Annotated in this window: 22 protein-coding genes and 1 pseudogene; 9 read left to right on the top strand and 14 right to left on the bottom strand. The window is 44.0% G+C overall.

Going from position 1 to position 23,214, the window contains the following annotated elements:
- Positions 1–2: 2 nt before the first annotated feature.
- From iscA to trmJ, 5 genes and pseudogenes are all read right to left on the bottom strand, one after another.
- Complete coding sequence (iscA, locus tag P7F88_RS14555; RefSeq protein ID WP_277825872.1) at positions 3–326, bottom strand: iron-sulfur cluster assembly protein IscA; 324 nt, start codon at positions 324–326, stop codon at positions 3–5.
- A 42-nt stretch (positions 327–368) separates the two neighbouring features.
- Positions 369–752 (bottom strand): Fe-S cluster assembly scaffold IscU, encoded by a 384-nt coding sequence (iscU, locus tag P7F88_RS14550; RefSeq protein WP_277825870.1) that lies wholly within the window; start codon positions 750–752, stop codon positions 369–371.
- A 24-nt stretch (positions 753–776) separates the two neighbouring features.
- Positions 777–1,991, bottom strand: coding sequence for an IscS subfamily cysteine desulfurase (locus P7F88_RS14545; RefSeq protein ID WP_277825868.1), 1,215 nt, complete (start codon positions 1,989–1,991; stop codon positions 777–779).
- Positions 1,992–2,019: 28 nt separating this feature from the next.
- A pseudogene (gene iscR, locus P7F88_RS14540) lies at positions 2,020–2,521 on the bottom strand (Fe-S cluster assembly transcriptional regulator IscR).
- Positions 2,522–2,632: 111 nt separating this feature from the next.
- Positions 2,633–3,361 carry a tRNA (cytosine(32)/uridine(32)-2'-O)-methyltransferase TrmJ gene (gene trmJ, locus P7F88_RS14535; protein WP_277825866.1) on the bottom strand — a complete coding sequence of 243 codons (729 nt, stop codon included), beginning with the start codon at positions 3,359–3,361 and terminating at the stop codon, positions 2,633–2,635.
- A gap of 351 nt (positions 3,362–3,712) precedes the next feature.
- Between trmJ and suhB the strand changes: the two genes are divergently transcribed.
- Positions 3,713–4,516, top strand: coding sequence for an inositol-1-monophosphatase (suhB, locus tag P7F88_RS14530; protein ID WP_277825864.1), 804 nt, complete (start codon positions 3,713–3,715; stop codon positions 4,514–4,516).
- 341 nt (positions 4,517–4,857) lie between these two features.
- On the opposite strand, the gene secF is transcribed toward suhB, so the two are convergent.
- From secF to queA, 5 genes are all read right to left on the bottom strand, one after another.
- The gene (gene secF, locus P7F88_RS14525; protein WP_277825862.1) at positions 4,858–5,805 is read right to left on the bottom strand and encodes a protein translocase subunit SecF; all 948 of its coding nucleotides are present in this window, start codon (positions 5,803–5,805) and stop codon (positions 4,858–4,860) included.
- Positions 5,806–5,814: 9 nt separating this feature from the next.
- Positions 5,815–7,671 carry a protein translocase subunit SecD gene (gene secD / locus P7F88_RS14520; RefSeq protein WP_277825860.1) on the bottom strand — a complete coding sequence of 619 codons (1,857 nt, stop codon included), beginning with the start codon at positions 7,669–7,671 and terminating at the stop codon, positions 5,815–5,817.
- A 21-nt stretch (positions 7,672–7,692) separates the two neighbouring features.
- Positions 7,693–8,028, bottom strand: coding sequence for a preprotein translocase subunit YajC (yajC, locus tag P7F88_RS14515; protein ID WP_277825858.1), 336 nt, complete (start codon positions 8,026–8,028; stop codon positions 7,693–7,695).
- Positions 8,029–8,198: 170 nt separating this feature from the next.
- Positions 8,199–9,323, bottom strand: coding sequence for a tRNA guanosine(34) transglycosylase Tgt (tgt, locus tag P7F88_RS14510; RefSeq protein ID WP_277825856.1), 1,125 nt, complete (start codon positions 9,321–9,323; stop codon positions 8,199–8,201).
- A 307-nt stretch (positions 9,324–9,630) separates the two neighbouring features.
- Positions 9,631–10,680: a tRNA preQ1(34) S-adenosylmethionine ribosyltransferase-isomerase QueA gene (gene queA, locus P7F88_RS14505; protein WP_277825854.1), complete on the bottom strand. Its 1,050-nt coding sequence runs from the start codon at positions 10,678–10,680 to the stop codon at positions 9,631–9,633.
- A gap of 284 nt (positions 10,681–10,964) precedes the next feature.
- Here queA and P7F88_RS14500 point away from each other — a divergent pair, with 284 nt between their 5' ends.
- Positions 10,965–11,453, top strand: coding sequence for a CBS domain-containing protein (locus P7F88_RS14500; protein WP_277825852.1), 489 nt, complete (start codon positions 10,965–10,967; stop codon positions 11,451–11,453).
- Positions 11,454–11,533: 80 nt separating this feature from the next.
- On the opposite strand, the gene P7F88_RS14495 is transcribed toward P7F88_RS14500, so the two are convergent.
- Together P7F88_RS14495 and P7F88_RS14490 are read right to left on the bottom strand one after the other, a co-directional pair.
- Positions 11,534–12,091, bottom strand: a complete 558-nt coding sequence (locus tag P7F88_RS14495; protein WP_277825849.1) for a hypothetical protein — start codon at positions 12,089–12,091, stop codon at positions 11,534–11,536.
- Positions 12,092–12,199: 108 nt separating this feature from the next.
- Positions 12,200–13,798 carry an isocitrate lyase gene (locus P7F88_RS14490; RefSeq protein WP_277825847.1) on the bottom strand — a complete coding sequence of 533 codons (1,599 nt, stop codon included), beginning with the start codon at positions 13,796–13,798 and terminating at the stop codon, positions 12,200–12,202.
- 131 nt (positions 13,799–13,929) lie between these two features.
- Here P7F88_RS14490 and P7F88_RS14485 point away from each other — a divergent pair, with 131 nt between their 5' ends.
- The gene (locus P7F88_RS14485) at positions 13,930–14,880 is read left to right on the top strand and encodes a LysR family transcriptional regulator (RefSeq protein ID WP_277825845.1); all 951 of its coding nucleotides are present in this window, start codon (positions 13,930–13,932) and stop codon (positions 14,878–14,880) included.
- A 126-nt stretch (positions 14,881–15,006) separates the two neighbouring features.
- Positions 15,007–17,172, top strand: a complete 2,166-nt coding sequence (locus tag P7F88_RS14480; RefSeq protein ID WP_277825843.1) for a malate synthase G — start codon at positions 15,007–15,009, stop codon at positions 17,170–17,172.
- 142 nt (positions 17,173–17,314) lie between these two features.
- Here the strand turns inward: P7F88_RS14480 and P7F88_RS14475 are convergent, their stop codons facing one another.
- On the bottom strand, positions 17,315–18,220 hold the full coding sequence (locus P7F88_RS14475; RefSeq protein ID WP_277825841.1) for a hydrogen peroxide-inducible genes activator: 906 nt from the start codon (positions 18,218–18,220) through the stop codon (positions 17,315–17,317).
- A gap of 232 nt (positions 18,221–18,452) precedes the next feature.
- Here P7F88_RS14475 and P7F88_RS14470 point away from each other — a divergent pair, with 232 nt between their 5' ends.
- The 5 genes from P7F88_RS14470 to P7F88_RS14450 all read left to right on the top strand — a co-directional run bounded on the left by P7F88_RS14470 (position 18,453) and on the right by P7F88_RS14450 (position 22,467).
- Positions 18,453–19,061: a peroxiredoxin C gene (locus tag P7F88_RS14470; protein WP_277825839.1), complete on the top strand. Its 609-nt coding sequence runs from the start codon at positions 18,453–18,455 to the stop codon at positions 19,059–19,061.
- A 210-nt stretch (positions 19,062–19,271) separates the two neighbouring features.
- Positions 19,272–20,015 carry a copper homeostasis protein CutC gene (locus P7F88_RS14465; RefSeq protein WP_277825837.1) on the top strand — a complete coding sequence of 248 codons (744 nt, stop codon included), beginning with the start codon at positions 19,272–19,274 and terminating at the stop codon, positions 20,013–20,015.
- Between the two features lie 54 nt (positions 20,016–20,069).
- Positions 20,070–20,846, top strand: a complete 777-nt coding sequence (gene ppk2, locus P7F88_RS14460; protein WP_277825833.1) for a polyphosphate kinase 2 — start codon at positions 20,070–20,072, stop codon at positions 20,844–20,846.
- On the top strand, positions 20,846–21,796 hold the full coding sequence (locus P7F88_RS14455) for a LysR family transcriptional regulator (protein WP_277825831.1): 951 nt from the start codon (positions 20,846–20,848) through the stop codon (positions 21,794–21,796). Before ppk2 ends, P7F88_RS14455 begins: the two co-directional genes overlap by 1 nt.
- A gap of 131 nt (positions 21,797–21,927) precedes the next feature.
- Positions 21,928–22,467 (top strand): porin family protein, encoded by a 540-nt coding sequence (locus tag P7F88_RS14450; RefSeq protein ID WP_277825829.1) that lies wholly within the window; start codon positions 21,928–21,930, stop codon positions 22,465–22,467.
- Positions 22,468–22,503: 36 nt separating this feature from the next.
- Here the strand turns inward: P7F88_RS14450 and phoU are convergent, their stop codons facing one another.
- Complete coding sequence (gene phoU / locus P7F88_RS14445; protein ID WP_277825827.1) at positions 22,504–23,202, bottom strand: phosphate signaling complex protein PhoU; 699 nt, start codon at positions 23,200–23,202, stop codon at positions 22,504–22,506.
- Positions 23,203–23,214: the final 12 nt, after the last annotated feature.

Here is a 23,214-nt window from a genome sequence, read left to right as displayed (position 1 = left end):
TATTAAACTGTAAAGCTTTCACCACAACCACATTCGTCTTTAACGTTAGGGTTGTTGAACTGGAAACCTTCATTGAGACCTTCTTTGACAAAGTCGAGTTCGGTACCATCAAGGTAAACCAGACTCTTAGGGTCGATAATGATATTTACATCTTTTTCCGTAAACATCTTGTCTTCTTCATTTAGCTGATCAACAAACTCTAAGACGTAAGCCATCCCTGAACATCCCGTGGTTTTTACTCCCAGACGCAGGCCTAAGCCTTTACCTCTGTTATCCAGGAATGCTTTAACACGACTTGCTGCCGCTTCTGTCATGGTGATGGCCATACTACAACCCTATCTTTGTCTCGTTATATTAGTTAAAAATTATTATTCTTGGTGCTTTTTCTTGTAATCAGAAACGGCCGCTTTGATCGCGTCTTCTGCTAAAATTGAGCAGTGAACTTTCACAGGAGGAAGTTCAAGTTCTTCTGCAATTTCTGAGTTCTGAATCGCAGCCGCTTCATCCAGGCTCTTACCTTTAACCCACTCTGTTACCAATGAGCTTGAGGCAATTGCGCTACCGCAACCATAAGTTTTAAACTTAGCGTCTTCGATAATACCTTCTGGTGTTACCTTGATCTGAAGCTTCATTACGTCACCACAAGCAGGTGCGCCTACCATGCCGCTACCTACATTTGGATCATCCTTCTCAAATGAGCCAACGTTACGTGGGTTTTCGTAGTGATCGATCACTTTTTCACTGTAAGCCATAATTAATTCCTCACTTCCTCAAGATTAATGATGAGCCCACTCAACAGTGTTCAAATCAATCCCTTCTTTGTACATGTCCCAAAGAGGGGACATCTCTCTTAGTTTATTAACTGCTACGAGGATTTGTTCAACCGCGTAGTCTACTTCTTCTTCCGTTGTAAAACGGCCGAAGGAAAAACGTACTGAGCTATGTGCTAGTTCATCATCAAGGCCAAGAGCACGAAGTACATAAGAAGGCTCAAGACTTGCTGATGTACATGCAGAACCAGAAGATACCGCTAAGTCTTTTAATGACATAAGCAGTGATTCACCCTCAACAAACGCAAAGCTAATGTTCAGGTTATTAGGCAAACGCTGCTCAAGGTCACCGTTAATAGTAACAGCTTCCATATCTTTAAGGCCGGCAAGAAGTCTGTCACGCAGCGCTTTTGCATGGTCGTAATCTTTCTGCATATCCTCTTTTGCGATACGGAAAGCTTCACCCATACCTACAATCTGGTGAGTTGGAAGCGTACCAGAACGGAAACCGCGCTCATGACCGCCGCCGTGCATCTGAGCTTCAAGGCGGATACGTGGCTTACGACGAACATAAAGTGCGCCAATACCTTTTGGTCCGTAGATTTTGTGTGCAGAAAGAGAGATAAGGTCTACTTTCATTTCCTGTACATCGATTGGTAGCTTGCCCGCTGATTGCGCGGCATCGACATGGAATACAATCTTACGCTCGCGGCATAGATCGCCAATAGCATTGATATCCTGGATTACACCGATTTCGTTGTTCACATGCATGATGGAAACCAGAATAGTGTCTTCACGCATCGCGTCCTGAAGTTTGTTCAGGTCGATGATACCGTTTGATTCAGGCTCAAGATATGTGACTTCGTAGCCTTCACGTTCTAGCTGGCGACATGGGTCTAAAACAGCTTTGTGTTCAGTTTTGCAAGTAATGATGTGCTTGCCTTTCTTGCCATAAAAGTGCGCAATACCTTTAATAGCAAGGTTATCTGATTCCGTAGCACCAGATGTAAATACGATTTCACGCGGGTCTGCGTTCAGCAGATCTGCAATTTGCTCACGAGCAGTGTCTACTGCTTCTTCCGCCTGCCAGCCATAGCGATGAGAGCGAGACGCAGGGTTACCGAACGTTCCATCCATCGTCATAAACTGAACCATTTTTTCAGCTACTCTTGGGTCAACTGGGCATGTTGCTGAATAATCAAAATATATTGGCAGTTTCATTCTTTACTCCAGTGAAAAATTGCCGCGCTTAAGAGCGTACATTTGCACTGAGTGGTGCAGTGCTTGTTGTCGTTTTAAATCCACTATTAACCACCAGTTCTAGTTCCTGACGGTCTGAAATTTCTAATACTTCGTTATCGTTCATTAGCTCGCCGAGCGTAATGTTATCGAGAAAATCACTGATACGGTTGCTTAAGTCTCGCCAAAGTGTATGCGTCAGACAACGAGTGCCTCCCTGACAGTCTCCTTTGCCGGAACAACGAGTTGCATCAACGGACTCATCTACTGCTGAAATCACCGTACCGATAGAGATCTTGAAAGCATCCATTCCAAGGCGGTAACCTCCACCAGGCCCACGAACACTTGCTACCAGCCCTGCTTTTCTTAACTTAGAGAAAAGCTGTTCCAGATAAGAGAGAGATCCCTTGTCGCTCTGAAATATCAGCAAGAGGCACAGGAGATTCCTGTGAATGTAGTGCGACATCCAGCATTGCTGTTACCGCATATCTTCCTTTCGATGTAAGTCTCATAATGCACGTATCCACGACAACTATTTACAGGAAGTTTTTCATACCCGATTAAATTGGTCAAGTATTTATTTGACTAAAACAGTCAGGTATTTAACCATTTTCAAATAATGGTTATTTTTTGCTCTCAACGGCTCTTTCTACAGATGTCAAAATGCCTCGTAGAGTGTTGATTTCCTGTATTTCTGGTCGTGCACGGCTAAATAGACGACGAAGCTTATTCATTACCTGATTAGGCTTATCCTCTGAGATAAACTGGGTATCAATAATCACTTTTTCAAGGTGTTGATAGAACATCTCTAACTCTTTGTGACGTGGGTACTCTATTTCTTGCGTCGGGTGCACTGAGTTCTGACGATCAAGGAAAGCAACTCTTACTTCGTAAGATAGAGTCTGAACTGCCATCGCAAGATTTAATGAACTATATTCTGGGTTGGCCGGAATACATACATGAAAGTGGCACTTCTGAAGCTCTTCATTTGTTAAGCCTGTACGCTCACGACCAAAGATAAGCGCAACAGGATGCTTTTCACCTTCAAGCGCAAATTTTTCACCACACTCACGCGGCTCAAGCATCGGCCATTCAAGCGTTCTGGAACGAGCACTAGAACCAACCACTAAACCGCAATCCTCTATCGCTTCATCAAGGGTATCTACGATGGTTGCATTTTCAGCAATATCTCCGGCACCTGCAGCCAGGGCTAAGGTCTGTTCATCGACTTCACACTGAGGATCCACTAACACCAGGTTACTCAACCCCATCACCTTCATCGCTCTTGCTGCTGAGCCAATATTTCCAGAGTGAGATGTTCCGACAAGAACGATTTTTACGTTATCTAACATTTGGGAGTAACCTGATTGAATCTAAATAAGGGGCGAGATATTAACATATAAGGTACGTCAGTTAACCTTTTCTGTGTCTCATACTGACGAATCAAAAATGGCATTAATTTTTTGTCGCAGAGCTTTTTATCTCAGGGGATAGTATGTGTTTGCGGTTGTACCCGATTTAGTGAACATGCCCCTACGAAGAAATTTATTACACGCTCATCGTTAAAAAAAGCGGTTCACGGAATCGGGTATTCCCGTAAATACACTTACGAAGAGAACAAAAAATAACCACTTCCCTTTTTAAAAATCTTTGGTATACTCCCCGCCGCTTTCTGTTCTTTAACATCCGTTGGGTAATTAAATATGCATCCTATGCTTAATATTGCTATTCGTGCTGCACGAAAAGCAGGCAATCATATTGCTAAATCTCTAGAAAACGCTGAGAAAATCCAATCTTCTCAGAAAGGCACTAATGACTTTGTTACAAACGTAGACAAAGAAGCCGAAGCTATCATCATTGATACAATCAAAAGCTCTTACCCTGAGCACAGTATCATTGCTGAAGAAAGTGGTCTTATCGAAGGTAAAGATAACGACGCACAGTGGATCATTGACCCTCTGGATGGCACCACTAACTTTGTTAAAGGTTTCCCACAGTTCTCAGTATCTATTGCAGTTCGCCTGAAAGGCCGTACTGAAGTAGCTTGCGTTTACGATCCAATGCTAAACGAACTGTTTACAGCACAACGCGGTAGCGGTGCACAGCTAAACAACGCTCGTATCCGAGTAAACCCAATTAAAGACCTTCAGGGTGCAGTACTTGCTACTGGCTTCCCGTTCAAGCAGAAGCAACACTCTGAATCATACTTCAAGATCATGTCTGCACTATTTGTAGACTGCGCAGACTTCCGCCGTGCCGGTTCTGCAGCTCTGGACCTATGTTACCTTGCTGCTGGCCGTGTTGATGGCTACTTTGAGCTAGGCCTGAAACCATGGGATATGGCTGCAGGTGAACTAATCGCTCGTGAAGCTGGTGCAATCTTGACTGACTTCTCTGGTGGCACAAACTACATGCAGTCTGGTAACGTTGTCGGTTCAAGTGCTCGTGGCGTTAAAGCTATGCTGGGCCACATCCGTGAAAACGGTAACGAAGCGATTCTTAAGTAATTCAAGAATCTGGTTTCAATAGCCCGTCACAGCTGAAACCAGTTAAGCCCCCGCCAACCTTGTTGGCGGGGCTTTTTTATATTCAAAAAAAGCCGCAGTTTTCACCACTCGTTCCCACGCTCCTGCGTGGTAATGCATACTTACTGACTAATTTGAATCCGAATCCCTTTTCCAAAATAGCCATTTTCATCAAGCTCTGTATTCATTCCAACGCAGAGCATTGGAACGAGAAAACCCCTAAGACAAAGTCCGTCCTTTCACCTTTAAATCTACAAAAAAAACCGCAGTTTTCACTGCGGCTTCAGAATCAAAAATTTGTAAAACGCTAACGATATTAACCGCTATGGCATCTCATCAAACTCTGCACCTTCTTTTTCAATCTGAGGAGGCATCAGGTGCTCTTTCTGGATACCCAGTTTCAGAGCTAGCGCCGAAGCAACATAGATAGAAGAGTAAGTACCTACAACAATACCCAATAGCAATGCAGTCGCAAAGCCATGGATGTTTGCACCGCCTTTAGTAAATAGCGCGATTACCACAAACAAAGTCGTTGCAGATGTAATCAAGGTACGGCTCAGTGTTTGAGAGATCGAGCTGTTCATAATGTCAGCAGGTTCACCCTTACGCATCTTGCGGAAATTCTCACGGATACGGTCGAATACAACGATGGTATCGTTAAGTGAGTAACCTACTACCGTCAGCAATGCCGCTACGATTGTCAGGTCAACTTCGATTTGCAAGAACGAGAAAACACCTAGTGTAATGATAACATCGTGAGCAAGTGCCAGTACCGCACCAGCAGCCAGACGCCACTCAAATCGCATTGATACGTAAATCAGGATACAGATCAGAGAAACAAGGATCGCCAGACCACCAGCTTCTGTAAGCTCATCACCCACATTTGGGCCAACGAACTCGATACGACGCATCTCTACGCTTTCACCAGTACCTTCCTTCAGTGCATCAAGGATCTGGTTACCCAGAGTTTCGCCCTGAACACCCTCACGCGGGCGAAGGCGAACCATCACTTCACGAGCACTTCCGAAGTTCTGAACCGTTGCATCACCAAAGCCTTTTGCTTCAAGTGAATCACGGATTTTATCCAGGTTTGCCGGTTGCTCGAAGCCAACTTCGATCAACGTACCACCAGTAAAATCCAGCCCCCAGTTCATCCACTTAGTAGATAGGGTAAAAATTGCACCCAAAATAACAACGATAGAAAGTACAAACGTAAACTTCGACCAACGCATAAAGTCGATCGTTCTGTCTGATTTCATTATCTGAAACATAACTTTTCCTTAGATCGACAATTTGTTAATACGCTTACCGCCATACAGCAGGTTCACGATACAACGTGTACCCACAATAGCTGTAAACATCGAGGTCAAAATACCGATAGACAGAGTCACGGCGAAACCTTTGATTGCACCTGTACCTACCGCAAACAGAATAATCGCTGTAATTAGCGTAGTAATGTTCGCATCGGCAATGGTACTGAATGCATTAGCATAACCCTGATGGATTGCTTGTTGAGGGTTTCTTCCCTCTCGCAATTCTTCACGTATACGCTCGAATATCAGTACGTTAGCATCAACCGCCATACCTACTGTCAATACGATACCTGCGATGCCAGGTAGCGTCATTGTCGCCCCAGGAATCATAGACATAACACCGATAATAAGAACCAGGTTCGCGATAAGTGCCAGGTTGGCAAACAGACCAAACTTACGGTAGTAGATCAAGGTAAACAGCATTACCGCAACCATACCCCAGATACATGCCTGAATACCCATGTCGATGTTCTGTTGACCCATTGAAGGACCAATCGTACGCTCTTCTACAATCGAAATCGGAGCGATAAGCGCACCAGCACGAAGTAGCAATGCAAGGTTGTGAGCTTCAGCAGTAGAATCAATACCGGTAATACGGAAGTTACGGCCAAGAGCAGTCTGAATCGTCGCCTGATTAATCACTTCTTCGTGCTTGTTCAGGATGATCTTACCTTCAGGCGTCTTGCGTCCGCTATCTTTGTACTCAGCAAATACAGTAGCCATTAGCTTACCAACATTCTTCTTAGAGAATGCTGACATCTTAGTGCCACCTTCACTATCCAGTGAGATATTTACCTGAGGACGACCATATTCATCATTGCTTGAGCTAGCGTCAGTGATGCTATCACCACCCAGAATAACGCGCTTCTTAAGAACAACCGGACGACCATCACGGTCGAACTTCAACTCGCTTCCCGCAGGAACACGACCATTTGCAGCAGCTGCAAGGTCGGCTTTATCATCAACTTCACGGAACTCAAGAGTTGCAGTAGCACCAAGAATTTCTTTCGCGCGAGCAGTATCCTGAACACCAGGTAGTTCAACAACGATTCGGCTAGCGCCCTGGCGTTGAACAAGAGGTTCAGCAACACCCAGTTCGTTTACACGATTACGCAAGATAGTGATGTTCTGCTCTACCGCATAGTTCCGCACTTCAGCAAGACGAGCCTCACTAAAGGACGCTTTTAGCGAAAAAGAGCCATTGTCATCTGAATCAACAAACACCATATCCTGGTGCTTTAAGCTCAGAACACTTTTAGCTTGCGCTAACTGCTCTGCATTACGAAGAACAACTTCTACTGTGTCCTTACCCTGTTTACGGATAGCACGGTAGCGAATCTTTTCTTCACGCAGCTCAGTTCGGAATGCTTCTTCCTGTTGATTCAATAGCTTGTCCATAGCAGCATCCATATCTACTTCCATCAGGAAGTGAACACCACCACGCAAATCAAGGCCAAGCTTCATTGGTTCTGCACCAATAGATTCAAGCCAGTCAGGTGTTGCTGGAGCAAGGTTTAATGCTACTACTACATCTCTACCAAGAGCTTCGCCGATAACATCACGAGCACTGATTTGGGTATCAGTATCGTTAAAGCGAACAAGAATTGATCCATTTTCTAATGCAACAGATTTATGAGAAAGACTCTTTTCATCAAGAGCCTGGGTGACAGAATCCAGCGTAGCCATATCAACAGAGGCGCCGCGCGCCCCTGTAATTTGAATTGCTGGATCTTCACCGTAGATATTTGGAAGGGCGTATAGCGCACTGATAAGGATGGCAAAAACCACCATCAGATACTTCCATAATGGATAACGGTTCAGCACAGTGAGGACCCTTAAGCCTGATTATAGAGATTTAAGCGTACCCTTTGGCAGCACTGCTGTAACGTAGTCTTTTTTGATAGTTACTTCATTGTTGTCATTTAGGGCAATTGAGATGTAGTCGTTGTCTTCAGAGATCTTAACAATCTTACCAACCAGACCACCGCCAGTAAGAACCTCATCACCTTTAGACATTGATGCCATCAGCGCTTTGTGCTCTTTAACACGCTTGTTCTGTGGGCGGTAAATCATAAAGTAGAAAATCACTGCAAACATGCCAAGCATGATTAGCATTTCGAAACCACCACCCGGTGCTGCGCCTTCAGCAGCTGCGTGAGCTTGAGAAATGAAAAAACTCATTCAAAAACGTCCTCTATTAATAAAAGTTTTAATATGTTTATTCTATTGGGTGTTTGTGACACCTTTTCAAGGCTCAAACACCCAACATATAAGCAGTTCCGTGCTTTGATTCACTCAACTTAGATCTGGATCTACTATTGAGCAAATCTATTAAGGCTTATATATAAGCCTTATTTATTCAAAGGTGGAACTTCGCGATCACGTCGAGCGTAGAACTCTTCTACAAACTCGTCAAAACGATCTTCATCAATCGCCTTACGAATACTTTCCATCAGACGCTGATAGTAACGTAAGTTGTGGATAGTATTAAGACGTGCACCTAAGATTTCGTTACAGCGATCAAGATGATGCAGGTAAGACTTAGAATAATTCTGACACGTGTAGCAATCACAATGCTCATCCAGTGGTCCTGTATCTGTCTTATGCTTAGCGTTACGAATCTTAATTACACCGCCAGTTACAAATAGGTGGCCATTTCGTGCGTTACGAGTTGGCATAACACAGTCAAACATATCGATACCACGGCGAACACCTTCCACAAGATCTTCCGGCTTACCAACACCCATCAGGTAGCGAGGCTTGTCTTCAGGTAGTTGAGGACAAGTATGCTCCAGAACACGGTGCATATCTTCTTTAGGCTCACCTACAGCCAGGCCACCAACAGCATAGCCATCAAAGCCGATTTCAGTCAGGCCTTTTACAGATACATCACGCAAGTCTTCGTAAACACCGCCCTGAACGATACCGAATAGAGAGTTTGGATTTTCCAGCTTATCAAAGTGATCGCGGCTGCGTTGTGCCCAACGGAGTGACATCTCCATCGACTTTTTAGCTTCAGCATGCGTCGCTGGGTAAGGTGTACACTCATCGAAGATCATTACGATATCTGAACCAAGGTCTTTCTGAATCTCCATGGATTTTTCAGCATCCATAAAGATCTTGTCACCATTTACCGGATTGCGGAAATGAACACCTTCTTCAGTTATCTTACGGATATCGCCAAGGCTGAATACCTGGAAACCGCCTGAATCGGTAAGGATAGGACCTTGCCAGTTCATAAAGTCGTGCAAGTCACCGTGCATCTTCATGATTTCCTGGCCTGGGCGTAGCCAAAGATGGAAGGTGTTACCAAGAAGGATCTCGGCACCAGTACCTTTAACTTCTTCCGGAGTCATGCCTTTAACCGTACCGTAAGTACCAACAGGCATAAATGCAGGTGTCTGAACTGTACCGCGTTCAAAAGTCAGCTGACCACGACGCGCATTGCCTTGTTTTTTAAATAGTTCGTATTTCACGAAGCCTCCAATGTGCCAGAGAAACAGTCTGGCGGTTTTTAGATTCGGCAGGGTAAGCGTAGCTCACCGCCTTTGATTTATTCAGATTCAAGAGGAAAAGGTCAACTCGTTCCTACGCTCCGCGTTGGAATGCATACCTAACCAGTTGCTACCTCATAACCTAATACTTCTTCATACAGTATCAACTACCGTATGTATTCCCACGCAGTAAAGCTATTCATCGTCATTCCTGCGGAGGCAGGAATCTACTAGCTAATTTACTTAGATCCCTGACGAGGCGGACGGCCAGTTCAGGGATGACGCTTGTTTACGATTTTTTAGTTACAAACATCGCATCCCCGTACGAGAAGAAGCGGTACTTCTGGCCTACTGCGTGCTTGTACGCTGCCATTACATTGTCATATCCAGCAAAAGCACTTACCAGCATGATTAACGTAGATTCCGGCAGATGGAAGTTAGTCACAAGACAATCCACCAGCTGGTATTCGTAACCCGGATAGATGAAGATCTCAGTATCGTCAAAAAATGGCACTAGCTCAGTACCATTTTTAATAGCACTTTGTGCTGCGCTTTCAAGAGAACGTACTGATGTTGTGCCAACCGCAACCACTCTGCCACCACGAGCTTTGGTCGCGTTAATTGCATCAACCACTTCCTGTGTAACCTCTACATACTCTGCATGCATATGGTGATCGTGGATGTTATCAACACGAACAGGTTGGAATGTGCCAGCACCCACATGAAGCGTTACGTATGCAAACTCAACACCTTTCTGTTTGATCTTTTCCAGAATCTCATCGTCAAAGTGCAGACCAGCTGTTGGCGCTGCAACCGCACCTGGCTTTTCGTTGTAAACCGTTTGATAACGCTCTTTATCTGCATCTTCGTCTGGACGATCAATATAAGGAGGAAGAGGCATATGACCGACATCGTTCAGAATATCCAGTACGGTTTTATCCGATTTCATTCTGATCTCAAACAGAGCATCGTGACGAGCAACCATCTCTGCTTTATATTGATCTTCTTCACCAAGGAACAGCTCAGTACCTGGCTTTGGCGATTTCGAACAGCGAACATGGGCAAGAATCGTACTTTCATCAAGCATACGTTCAACCAGAACTTCAAGTTTACCGCCACTCGCTTTTCTACCAAAAACACGAGCAGGAATAACGCGTGTATTGTTGAATACCAGAAGATCGCCTTCTTCAACCAGATCAAGTACATCCTTAAATGATCTATCTGTTACCTGCCCAGTCTCTCCATTTAGCTGGAGCAGACGGCTCGAAGAACGCTCGGCTTTTGGGTAACGGGCAATAAGTTCATCGGGTAATTCAAAGTGGAAATCGGATACTTGCATATACAGGTCTTCAGGCGAGTTTAAGTTAAAAATTTTAGCATCGGGTAGTATAGGCTCAAGCCTGTTAATAGCAAGGATTTGGATAAATTAATTGCCTAGAAAATCGATTGCGCAAAGAAACATTTTGTAACTTTATATGACGACTCTTTTTCTTTAAAAAAATCCGTCAAAAATGGGGACACCTCGCAGATATATAAGGCAAATAATCCTATAGTTAATTAAAGGCTGATCGAGTTTAGGTACACGAGATCAACCATTTAGAACAATAATTACAGGAGGTCGGGATGATCAAAGTTGAAGACATGATGACTCGCAACCCTCATACCCTGTTGCGGTCGAACTCTCTGTCCGATGCCAAACACCTGATGGATGAACACGATATCCGTCATGTACCGGTAGTAGACACTGAACACCATTTATTGGGTGTGGTTACTCAGCGCGATGTATTATCTGCGCAAGAATCCAGCCTACAAAAAATCCCTGAAGAAAAATCACACACCTTAACCACCCCTCTTGATATTGCCATGCGTAAAAACGTTATGACAGTTGACCCTCACGCGGGTTTAAAAGAGAGTGCTACTTATATGCAAAAGCATAAAGTTGGATGCCTTCCGGTTGTTTCCAATGGCGTATTAGTTGGCATTATCACTGATAGCGATTTCGTTACCATTGCTATCCATTTGCTGGAACTTCAGGAAGAGGTTGAACCTGAAGAGGGTGAATTTCAGGATTTTGAAGAAGAAGAGTACGACGACGAACTGAACGAACTTTAGTGTTGAGATTTTCGACTAGATAAAATGATCTCCCGGTAGCTAGTGAGCGGCTTTAAGCCGCTCAGAGATTCTGACGATTCTCACAGTACTTTCAAATACTCAGGTGCTATATCCATATCGATATAGACCATCCCCAACTTGCTTCGAAATTCCATTCTGTCCGCCTGCATCCAGTCAATATCAGGAAAATGCAAAGCACTTTTCTCATACACAGATGTAAGAAAACTCATATATTGCTCATTACCTCCCATCATAAACAAAGTCCGTGCCCCCACATCGGGTTTAACATAACTTTGCAATTCACCGGGCAACCTCACTTCTAATACGACAGGCTCTTCATCATCTTCAAATCGAACACCACGTTCCCGAACGGTTTGTTGTGCCCAGTAAAAAGCCAGCTCTTTACTCTGAGTTAGAAACACAGGCTCAACGGATTGATTGTAAGAGTTACCTATGGTTTTCATGGTGTTCTCAATTGCCTGATTAAGCGCCTGATCCCCCGAACGCGTTAATCCCTGAGTTTTGATCGAACCAATCAATGCTGACGATGTGCCATGGTACCAGGTACCATTCGACTTAAAGCCATCAGAGGTGAGTAGTTCATTTGCATCCTGCAGGTGTATCTGAGACTGTGTCATAAATAACCTCTAAATATCACTAAAGGTAAATCAAAGTGTCATCCCGGAAATTGCCTAAGCAATTGTCCGGGATCTGTTTTCACAGGAATGACAGCTTCACTGATCCTATCAATCGAACTGGTGAGAAGTATTCAACTCACCTGCCGCTTTCAGTGCGTTTTCACCAGCGAAGTATTCTTTATGGTCATCACCGATATCAGAGCCAGACATGTTCTGGTGCTTAACACAAGCAATGCCCTGACGGATCTCTTTACGCTGTACATTCGCAACATAACCAAGCATACCCTGGTCACCAAAGTACTCTTTAGCAAGGTTATCCGTAGATAGCGCCGCAGTGTGGTAAGTCGGTAGAGTAATCAAATGGTGGAAGATACCAGCGTCGCGAGCTGCATCCGCCTGGAAGGTACGGATCTTATCATCCGCTTTTCTGCCTAGCTCTGTATCATCGTACTCTGCACTCATCAGGCTATCGCGGTTGTATGGAGATACATCTTCACCCGCTTCAACCATTGCATCAAATACCTGCTGACGGAAGTTAAGCGTCCAGTTGAAGGATGGCGAGTTGTTGTAAACCAGCTTCGCATTTGGATGTACTTTCTTAATTTCATCCATCATGCCGCCAATCTGACCAACGTGAGGTTTTTCCGTTTCAATCCAAAGTAAATCTGCACCAGCATTAATCGCCTCAATACAGTCAAACACACAACGAGCTTCACCTGTTCCTTTACGAAACTCGTATAAACCAGAAGGCAGACGCTTAGGACGAACCAGTTTGCCATCACGCTGGAAGCACACATCACCTTGCTGTAGTGCTGATGCATCGACTTCTTCAACATCCAGGAACGAGTTATATACATCACCCTGATCGCCAGGCTCTTTCACTACCGCGATTTCTTTTGTCAGGCCAGCACCCAATGAATCGGTACGAGCTACGATAATGCCGTTGTCGATACCAAGCTCAAGGAATGCATAACGAAGTGCTCGAAGTTTCGCGTGGAAGTCTGCATGAGGAACCGTTACTTTACCGTCCTGGTGGCCACACTGCTTCTCATCGGCAACCTGGTTTTCAATCTGAAGCGCACAAGCACCCGCTTCGATCATTTTCTTAGCAAGAAGGTACGTTGCTTCTGCATTACCAAAACCTGCATCGATGTCGGCTACAATAGGCACTACGTGGGTAACATGGTTATCGATTTGCTCCTGAACAGTTGCCTGAGCTTCCACATCACCAGCTTCACGAGCAGCATCTAACTGACGGAACAGGCCGCCTAGTTCACGAGCATCAGCTTGACGAAGGAAGGTATATAGCTCTTCGATTAGAGCAGGTACAGCGGTTTTTTCATGCATTGACTGGTCAGGCTGAGGACCAAAGTCTGAACGAAGCGCTGCGACCATCCAGCCAGAAAGGTACAGGTACCGGCGATCCGTCTTGCCACCAAAATGTTTCTTAATAGAAATCATCTTCTGCTGACCGATAAAACCATGCCAGCAACCCAGCGACTGCGTATACATAGATTTATCTTTGTCATACGCTTCCATATCTGCACGCATGATATCAGCCGTATACTGCGCAATCTCCAAACCTGTTTTAAATTTATTCTGCGCTCGCATACGTGCTGCTGATTCAGGATTGATTGCATCCCATGGAGCGCCAGCTGAGTTTTTTGCTTCAGTAATAGACTGGATATCTTTAGTTAAACTTGTCATGACCGTTCCCTCGTTCTTGGATTTAAATGTGACCAACTTAGGTCAGTTGTAAAACGTACATCACGGACAAAGTTTAAGGCGATGTGTGACAATTATGTTAATTTATAGTCTCTATATTCGGTATTTATTTAATGAATGTTAATAGAATCGATCTTAACTTGCTGGTATATCTCGACGTTTTATTAAGAGAAAGAAACGTAACTCGTTCGGCAAATCAATTAGGGGTAAGCCAGCCAGCAATGAGTAATGCACTTCGAAGATTAAGAGAGTTGTTCGGTGACCCACTGTTGGTCAGAACCAACGAAGGAATGATTCCAACCGAGCGTGCAACTCGCTTACAGCCTATGATTAGGAACGTTCTGTCGAATATAGAAAAGGCGGTTCAACCGACCGCTGAGTTTAACGCAGAGGATAGCGACAGAGTTTTCCGAATAATGGCCAGCGACTACTCAGAAGCCACCCTACTTCTGCCACTGTTGGAAAAGCTTAATCATATCGCACCTAAGGTTCGGCTAGATATCATGACCCCTAGTGACGTGAATTATCAGGATGTTGAACAAGGTTCTGTAGATTTGATCATTAACCGTTTTGACAATATCCCCCAGTCGTTCCACCAGACCAGCTTATGGCACGACAACTTCTGCTGTATATTCAGCAAAGATAACCCGATAGCGGAAAACTTCGACCTCAACAGTTACCTGCAAGCCCAACATGTGTGGGTGAATAAAACCGGGATGGGTACGGGAGTAGGCGTAAACCCGAGTGATGTTCAAAAACTCGGCTGGGTTGATGCTGCACTGATGAAAATCGGAAAAACCCGAAACATAACGGTGTTCACCCGACACTATCTTTCTGCGGTACTGTTTGCTGAGCAGAAAAACCTGATTCTTACCGTGCCGAGTAAGATTGCAAAATCCCACACCATAAACCCAAGGTTGATAGTTCGCCCTGCACCTTTCAGCATCGATACGTTGGAAGTCAAAATGGCCTGGAGTCCACTTCTGCAAAGTAATCCGGGTCACCAATGGATGCGCAGGCTTATAAAAGAAACGGCCACAGAGTTAGACGAGGCGGATAAATAATAAGATTAACTGTCATCATTCATTTAATAAATACCGACTATAACCACTATAAATTAGCTAAATTATGACCATCTCCCTAGACTTTTCTTCATAGTTAAGGACGAAGAATTATCCAGGGAGAACTCTATGAGCAATCGAATTCAACAGGGAAGTTTGCAGATCGATAGCACCCTTTACTCGCTAGTTAACGACCGTATCATTCCCGGCACTGGCGTCGATGCTGACACATTCTGGAAAGAGTTTGAAACCATCCTGGATGACCTTTCGCCAAAGAACAAAGCTCTTCTTGAGAAACGAGAAATACTGCAAAGTCAGATAGACAATTGGCATAAACAACATGCAAACCAACCTCTGAATCCGGCGGAATATAAAAACTACCTGAAAGAGATCGGGTATCTGGTTGATGAAGGTGATGATTTTCAAATCACTACAGCTAATGTTGAACCAGAGATAGCTACTCAGGCTGGCCCACAGTTAGTTGTACCTATCATGAATGCGCGCTTTGCACTAAACGCTGCTAACGCTCGCTGGGGCAGCCTTTATGATGCACTTTACGGCACAGACGCAATCAGTGAAGAAGACGGCGCAGAAAGAGGCAGCGGTTATAATCCGGTTCGCGGTAATAAAGTTATCACCTTTGCTCGTGAGCTTCTTGATTCTGTCGCTCCACTAAATGGCACTTCTCATAAGGATATCACCAGCTACTCCATCGCTTCATCATTAAGCGCAACATTAGACAACGGCGAACAAGTGACTCTGGTTGATGACTCTCAGCTTGTTGGTTATCAGGGCGATGCTTCTTCACCAAGTGCGATTCTTTTAAAACACAATAACCTGCATCTGGAGATTCAGATAGACCCAACAGCACCTATCGGCAAACAAGACACAGCGGGTATAAAAGATATTGCCGTTGAAGCTGCCCTTACCACCATCATGGATTGCGAAGATTCGGTTGCTGCAGTTGATGGCGAGGACAAGGCACTCGCATACCAGAACTGGCTTGGCTTAATGAAGGGAGATCTTCAGGATACCTTTGAGAAAAATGGCAAATTGATGACCCGTGAGATGAACGCTGATCGCATCTACACCAGTATAAACGGCGGAGAGGTTTCACTTAAAGGCCGTAGTATGCTGTTCATCCGTAACGTAGGACACCTGATGACTACGCCTGCCATTCTGGACAAAGACGGTAATGAAATTCCTGAAGGTATCATGGATGGCATGATTTCCTCACTGATCGCTATGCACGATCTAAAGGGAAACAGCCCATTCAACAACTCTACTGCTAATAGCATTAATATAGTAAAACCTAAAATGCATGGCCCCGAAGAGGTTGCTTTTACCACTGAGCTATTTGGTCGTATCGAAGATGCTTTAGGGCTGGAACGCAACACAATAAAAGTTGGCATAATGGACGAAGAGCGCCGCACATCGGTAAACCTGAAGGAGTGTATCCGCGCCGCTAAAGAACGAGTTGTCTTTATTAATACAGGCTTCCTTGACCGAACCGGAGACGAAATTCACACCAGCATGGAAGCGGGACCATTTGCACCAAAAGGTCAGCTAAAAACCATGACCTGGATAGGTGCTTACGAAGATCAAAACGTTGATATTGGCCTAGCCTGCGGGCTTCCGGGCAAAGCACAGATTGGTAAAGGTATGTGGCCAGAGCCGGATAATATGGCGAAGATGATGGAAGCTAAACTAGGACACCCAATGGCAGGAGCTAATACAGCATGGGTGCCATCACCGACAGCAGCTACACTGCATGCCCTGCACTATCATCAGGTGAGCGTACCTAGCCGTCAGGAAGAGTTGAAGAGTCGTAAACAGGCTAGCGTTGATGACATTCTGACTATTCCGCTACTGGGAGACCAAAAGCTAACAGAAGAAGATATTCAGAAAGAGCTGGATAACAATACACAAGGCATTTTAGGTTACGTGGTTCGCTGGGTAGATCAGGGCGTTGGATGTTCGAAGGTTCCTGATATCAACAACACTGGATTGATGGAAGACAGAGCAACCCTCCGCATCTCAAGTCAGCATATCGCTAACTGGTTGCACCATGGTATCTGTTCAGAAGAGCGGGTTATGGAAACCCTCAAGCGTATGGCTGCGATAGTAGACCAACAAAACGCTGGTGATTCTGGCTATATCAACATGGCTCCGGAATTTGAGAACAGCATTGCCTTTAAAGCGGCATGTGAACTGATATTTGACGGTAGAGCCCAGCCAAGTGGTTATACTGAACCTGTTCTGCATGCTATGCGTAGAAAACTAAAAGCCCAATAATTCTGAACTAAAAGAGAAATAGCTAAAAAGCGATCTAGTTAAAAAACCAAAAATCATAACGATAACTTCCTCTCCCCAGAGGAAGCCCTTTCAAAGGGGGCAACAACCGGAAGCCCAGGTGCCCCCTCCTTTCTTTTTTCAGCTACAGAAGCTCGGCAACCACATCTGCTAACTGTTCAAACGTTTCGTAACGAGAAGAACTTGGTCTCCACACAAGTCCAATATCCCTATAGGCTTTTTGGCCCGGCGGATCAACCACCACCAGATTTTGGTTATCCAGCAAGCCATGTTCAATAGCCATTTGAGGAATAAAGGTTGTGCCCAGGCCATTCGCCACCATCTGAACCAACGTATGCAGGCTGGTTGCGGTAAATGGGTTGATTTTTTCTTTATCAGTCAACTTACAGGCAGATACTGCGTGTTCGGTAAGGCAGTGTTCATTCTCTAGCAAAAATACTGACTCATCAGGAAGATCATCATATTTTATTGGAACACGGATACTGCCAGCCTGATTGCGGCTTATTACCATGCGGAAAGGATCCTGCCCCACCACCTGACTATGCATACTACCAATATCAACTGGCAGTGCGAGTATCAGAACATCCATTTCCCCATGCTTTAACGCCTGAAGAAGGTTCGACGTTGTATCTTCACGAAGCAGCAAATCCAGTTCAGGAAATCGTTGGTTAACTTCCTGTACCAAATCGCAAAGTAAAAAGGGAGCAATCGTAGGGATGCAGCCAACTCTCAACTGCCCATTCATGGTTCCCCCCTGACACAGCTTACCAAGCTCTATCAGATCTTGCCCTTTAGCTAGCAACTCTCTTCCGTGAGAAACTACCTGCTCACCAGCCATAGTAAATACAAGCGGGCTTTTTTTGTCCTTTTTTTCATAAAGCGGGCAACCAATCATCTCTTCCAGGTTTTGGATACCTTTACTCAGTGTTGACTGACTGACAAAGCAGCGCTCCGCCGCGTCACTAAAGTGGCGGGTTTCGTGTAAGGTAACCAAATAATGCAGCTGTTTTAAACTAGGCCATTTGTTCATAGTAACCGTCTAAACTTTTTATTTCTTTATTCAAGCTTAACTATCAATCCACTTACTAATAGTGATTGAATCGACTTGAAAATCCGAACTTCCATATTCATCGCTTTTTTCGATTAAATCAATCTATTTAATTCGCTTTTTTACAACCTCAAATCTGTACTATAGTTTCCTTGTCGAAACACGGAACCAAACCCAAAGGTTTGATAAATATTTATTATTTAGGAGCAATAAAATGGTACTAGTTGGTCGTCAAGCCCCAGATTTTACTTCTGCAGCTGTACTAGGTAATGGTGAAATCGTTGAAAACTTCAACTTTGCAGAGTTCACTAAAGGTAAAAAAGCGGTTGTATTCTTTTACCCACTAGACTTTACTTTCGTTTGCCCATCTGAGCTAATCGCTTTTGACAAGCGTTTCGCAGATTTCCAGGAAAAAGGCGTTGAAGTAATCGGCGTATCTATCGATTCTCAGTTCTCGCACAACGCATGGCGTAACACTGCTGTTGCTGACGGCGGTATCGGTGAAGTTAAATATCCTCTTGTTGCTGACGTTAAGCACGAGATTTGCCAGGCATACGGTATTGAACACCCTGAAGCAGGTGTTGCATTCCGCGCATCTTTCCTAATTGATTCTGATGGCCTAGTACGTCATCAGGTAGTTAATGACCTTCCACTTGGCCGTAACATTGATGAAATGCTACGTATGGTTGACGCACTAAACTTCCACGAGAAGAACGGTGAAGTTTGCCCTGCACAGTGGGAAGAAGGTAAAGCAGGTATGGACGCAACACCAACAGGTGTAGCTGCGTTCCTGTCAGAGCACGCTGACGACCTGAACAAGTAATTACTTAGTCCTAAGCTCAACGGACTTGGTTGGACAAAATATAAAGCGAAAAAACGCACGCCAATCAGTTATAAAGTAATAATCAGCCCAAGACAAAAGCCCGGACATCAGTTCGGGCTTTCTTTTTGTTCCAAATTTTGCCTCTGCCACTGGTGCTCACTTACATTCCTGATACTCTCTTTAATCTAATATTTGGAATGGGCAACACCTATGTCAATTGAAGTCGAAGTCTGTATCGATAACCTAGAGTCTCTTCATAACGCTATAAAAGGTGGAGCGACAAGAATAGAGCTATGTTCTTCTCTCGCGCTTGGTGGTTTGACACCAAGTTACGGCATAATGAAACAAGCAGCCAGAATATCCTCCATTCCTGTCTATGCGATGATTCGTCCCCGACAAGGCGATTTTTTGTACGATAGCGATGATATAGAGTCCATGTTGGAGGATATCTATATCGCGAAAAAAGCCGGAGTCGACGGTGTTGTATTTGGCGTTCTTACTTCTGAAGGCGTCATAGATGAAGATACCTGTATACGACTAATGTCAGCAGCCTCTGGTGTAGGAACTACCTTCCATAGAGCCATTGATCATTGCTCTGACTATGAACAAGCGATTGACGCTATTAAATCTCTTGGTTGTGAGCGAGTACTTACATCTGGACTAAAGACCACAGCCTATGAAGGCCGGGATACGATCCGTTCCATGAGAAAACTCGCAGGGAACAAGCTTTCTATTATGGCTGGTGCAGGAGTTAGTGCCGATAACGTTGCAGAAATTGTATCGGCAACAGGGGTTAATGAAGTTCACCTATCAGGAAAGTCTCAAAGAGTCAGCTATATGAAAAATGTCGCCTCAGCTCATATGGGAAATGCCGATATTAGTGACCATATCATCCCCGTCACGAGCAGTGAAAAGATAGCTCAAGTACTCAATTCACTGAAATCCTTAAATTAGTTTTCCGTCATCTGTTCTATAATTGTATACAAACTAAACGGATGTAGGTTTATTATGGGAAAGCTAAAAAAAGAAGAATATGAAAGAGAGCTTGGAAAACTGCAAATCGAACTGGTTAAGCTACAAGAGTGGGTTAAGCAGGAAGGGTTAAAAGTCGTAGTATTGTTTGAAGGCCGAGATGCCGCCGGTAAAGGTGGCGTGATCAAACGAATTACGGAAAAACTTAATCCTCGAGTCTGCAGAGTTACCGCTCTTCCAGCACCGACTGAACGTGAGAAAACCCAGTGGTATTTTCAGCGTTATGTTGCCCATCTTCCTTCCGCTGGCGAGATGGTTCTGTTTGACCGAAGCTGGTATAACCGGGCTGGTGTTGAAAAAGTCATGGGATTTTGTAGTGACGATGAGTATGAAGAGTTTCTGCGCTCTTGTCCTGAATTCGAAAGAATGCTCACCCGCTCAGGAATTATCCTTCTTAAATATTGGTTCTCGGTTTCTGATGAAGAGCAGGAAAAGCGCTTTTTAGAACGAATCAATACACCAATTAAACGCTGGAAATTCAGCCCGATGGATCTTCAATCCCGCAGCCGCTGGAAGGAGTATTCAGAAGCGAAAGATCAGATGTTTAAATACACCGACACTAAACAGTGTCCCTGGTGGGTCGTCCCTTCAGACGATAAGAAGCGTGCTCGATTAAACTGTATTAGTCACCTACTCTCTTCCATTGAATATCAAGAAGTTGAACACCCGGAAATAGAACTACCCGAAATTAACAAAGAGGGTTACATTAGAGCTCCAATTGAAGAGCAGCAACACGTACCCGAGAAATATTGATGGCGAAAGATCTTTATCAAAATCTGGATTTAAATTTACTTCGAACATTTCTTGTCCTGTCTCAAGAACTGAATATGCGAAAAGCCTCTGAGAGACTTTATGTCTCTCAGCCTGCCATTAGTCAATCACTTCAGAAATTGAGAAATCATTTCTCTGATGACTTATTTATCAAGTCACCCAAAGGGCTGACTGCTACTGCTTATGCGGAGAGTTTAGCTTCGCGCCTTACTCCACTTATGAATGAGTTATCTAACACTCTTAACTTAGGTCAAAAACTAGATCTACAATCGATAGATAAACCGATAAAAATAGCCTTAAACTCAACGGTACTATGTGCGATATCAGGAAAAATTGTAAAGGAAATCAAAAAGCAAGCGCCCAAAGCAGATCTTCAGTTACTCTCATGGAGTGCTACAACCTTATCCGATATAGAAAAAGGTGAAATTCTTATTGGAGTCAATCATGAAATCTCCAATACATCGAAGATGGTGAGATCTGAAAAATTATTGGATATGAACTCTTATGTTGCAGTCAGGCGGGATCATCCAATAAAAGGGCGTATTACAAGACCGCATATATTTGCTGATTACGAGCTTGCATCTTTGATTGTTCCTGGGTGGAATACCTACAGCGTTATAGCAGAAGAAGTACTTAACTCATTAGGCCTAAAAGCAAAGTTGGGATTTCGTTCGGAATACCTGATGGCTTTAGTGGACGTCATTCAAGAAACTGACATGTATTTACCTACAACGTCAATATTTCCATTCCTGGATAACCCAAGGCTTCGTGCAATCAAAGTCGACCTAACTGGCATTGATGTAAACCATCCATTAAAAAGTCACTACCACCAAAAAAATACCAATGATCCATTAACTCAATGGTTGAACTCTTTAATTCAATCGCTTCTCGAAAAGCAAGAGCAAGAGTTTCTTGAACAATTTAATAAGTAGCACTTATCACCAATATAACTTCTTCTGTTTAGAAACACATTAATACTATCTATAAAGTAGCCGCCAGTTACAGGATGTTCATTAGCTCTCACTTTGGAAGAGGAAACTCAACTAATCCGGTGGATATATTAATGAAAAAATTAGCAGTGGCTGTACTTTCAACACTTTCTTTTAGCACTATCGCGATGGACGACTTTAGTGGCCACAGAGCAGGAATTGGTTACTCATCATTAGACTTTTCAGATTTAGACGCTACCTATGATGCTGGAAATGGTTTTAAGCTGGAATACGGGTATGACTTCAACCGTATCTTAGGTTTAAATGTGTCATATGAAAAAAACTCAGATAAAGTCAGTGAATATGGTTTCTCATCGGAAATAGACGGCGGCTCCTTTAAAATCGATACTGATATTGGTTATGCATTTCAGTTAGATCAGTTCAGCGTCAAGCCATACGGTGCTATTGGGTTTACACGCTATAAAGAAGAAATCACTTTGTCCTACGGTGATTACAGCTACTCTGAAAAGTACAACGATTCAGCGATTCATCTAGGAATTGGGGCCAGGGCTCAATTTGATGCTGGTGTCTATGCAGATATGAGATTTGATCTAACGAGTATCGACTCTATGGATGCAGATTATTTCTCTTTCACAGTTGGATACAAGTTCTAACTGATTCTATAGAGGCGGTTTCACGACCGCCTTCTCTTACTTGATATACTTATCGATATCATTTTCGTCCAGGTGACGGATATCCTTTCCTTTCACAAAATAAATGATGTACTCGCAGATATGCTGGCAGCGATCACCAACACGTTCTATGGCCCTTGCTGACCACATAACCTGAAGAATACTTGGGATATTCTTCGGCTCTTCCATCATATATTTCGTTAGCTGCTTTATAACTGCGTCATATTCTGCATCTAACTTGTTATCTAACTTAAAAGCCTCTGCTGCTGCATCTATATCCATTCTCGCAAATGCATCTAGTACCTGGTGTAACATTGCTATTGCTTGCAGACATAGTGGCTCAAGAGAAACATGATACCTCTGCCCTTTTGATGAGGGCGTCTCTATTGCAACTCTGGCTATTCGGGCCGCGACATCACCAATTCGCTCCAAATCCGTAATAGTTTTGATGATTGCCATAATCAACCTAAGGTCAATGGCTGTAGGCTGTCTCTTTGCGATGATACGTGTACAGGCTTCATCAATCGACACTTCCATTGCATTCACTTTGTGGTCGTCACGCACGACTTTCCTTGCAAGCTCGATATCATCTTTATTTAAAGCTTGCATAGCAAACGATAGCTGCTGCTCTACCAGCCCTCCCATGGTTAATACATGGGTTCTGAGGGACTCCAGTTCTACGTTAAATTGCCCGGAAATATGACGGCCAAAATGCATATGTTCTCCTAT

The sequence above is a fragment of the Vibrio hannami genome, from assembly GCF_029589055.1.
Taxonomy (GTDB): Bacteria; Pseudomonadota; Gammaproteobacteria; order Enterobacterales; family Vibrionaceae; genus Vibrio; species Vibrio hannami.
Note: the sequence above shows the minus strand (reverse complement) of the source record. Positions and strands in the feature narration are given on the sequence as shown.

Coding starts and splice junctions, on each gene's coding strand:
- iscA (WP_277825872.1), bottom strand. CDS start 326: ATGGCCATCACCATGACAGAAGCGGCAGCAAGTCGTGTTAAAGCATTC.
- iscU (WP_277825870.1), bottom strand. CDS start 752: ATGGCTTACAGTGAAAAAGTGATCGATCACTACGAAAACCCACGTAAC.
- P7F88_RS14545 (WP_277825868.1), bottom strand. CDS start 1,991: ATGAAACTGCCAATATATTTTGATTATTCAGCAACATGCCCAGTTGAC.
- trmJ (WP_277825866.1), bottom strand. CDS start 3,361: ATGTTAGATAACGTAAAAATCGTTCTTGTCGGAACATCTCACTCTGGA.
- suhB (WP_277825864.1), top strand. CDS start 3,713: ATGCATCCTATGCTTAATATTGCTATTCGTGCTGCACGAAAAGCAGGC.
- secF (WP_277825862.1), bottom strand. CDS start 5,805: ATGTTTCAGATAATGAAATCAGACAGAACGATCGACTTTATGCGTTGG.
- yajC (WP_277825858.1), bottom strand. CDS start 8,028: ATGAGTTTTTTCATTTCTCAAGCTCACGCAGCTGCTGAAGGCGCAGCA.
- queA (WP_277825854.1), bottom strand. CDS start 10,680: ATGCAAGTATCCGATTTCCACTTTGAATTACCCGATGAACTTATTGCC.
- P7F88_RS14500 (WP_277825852.1), top strand. CDS start 10,965: ATGATCAAAGTTGAAGACATGATGACTCGCAACCCTCATACCCTGTTG.
- P7F88_RS14495 (WP_277825849.1), bottom strand. CDS start 12,091: ATGACACAGTCTCAGATACACCTGCAGGATGCAAATGAACTACTCACC.
- P7F88_RS14490 (WP_277825847.1), bottom strand. CDS start 13,798: ATGACAAGTTTAACTAAAGATATCCAGTCTATTACTGAAGCAAAAAAC.
- P7F88_RS14485 (WP_277825845.1), top strand. CDS start 13,930: ATGAATGTTAATAGAATCGATCTTAACTTGCTGGTATATCTCGACGTT.
- P7F88_RS14480 (WP_277825843.1), top strand. CDS start 15,007: ATGAGCAATCGAATTCAACAGGGAAGTTTGCAGATCGATAGCACCCTT.
- P7F88_RS14475 (WP_277825841.1), bottom strand. CDS start 18,220: ATGAACAAATGGCCTAGTTTAAAACAGCTGCATTATTTGGTTACCTTA.
- P7F88_RS14470 (WP_277825839.1), top strand. CDS start 18,453: ATGGTACTAGTTGGTCGTCAAGCCCCAGATTTTACTTCTGCAGCTGTA.
- P7F88_RS14465 (WP_277825837.1), top strand. CDS start 19,272: ATGTCAATTGAAGTCGAAGTCTGTATCGATAACCTAGAGTCTCTTCAT.
- ppk2 (WP_277825833.1), top strand. CDS start 20,070: ATGGGAAAGCTAAAAAAAGAAGAATATGAAAGAGAGCTTGGAAAACTG.
- P7F88_RS14455 (WP_277825831.1), top strand. CDS start 20,846: ATGGCGAAAGATCTTTATCAAAATCTGGATTTAAATTTACTTCGAACA.
- P7F88_RS14450 (WP_277825829.1), top strand. CDS start 21,928: ATGAAAAAATTAGCAGTGGCTGTACTTTCAACACTTTCTTTTAGCACT.
- phoU (WP_277825827.1), bottom strand. CDS start 23,202: ATGCATTTTGGCCGTCATATTTCCGGGCAATTTAACGTAGAACTGGAG.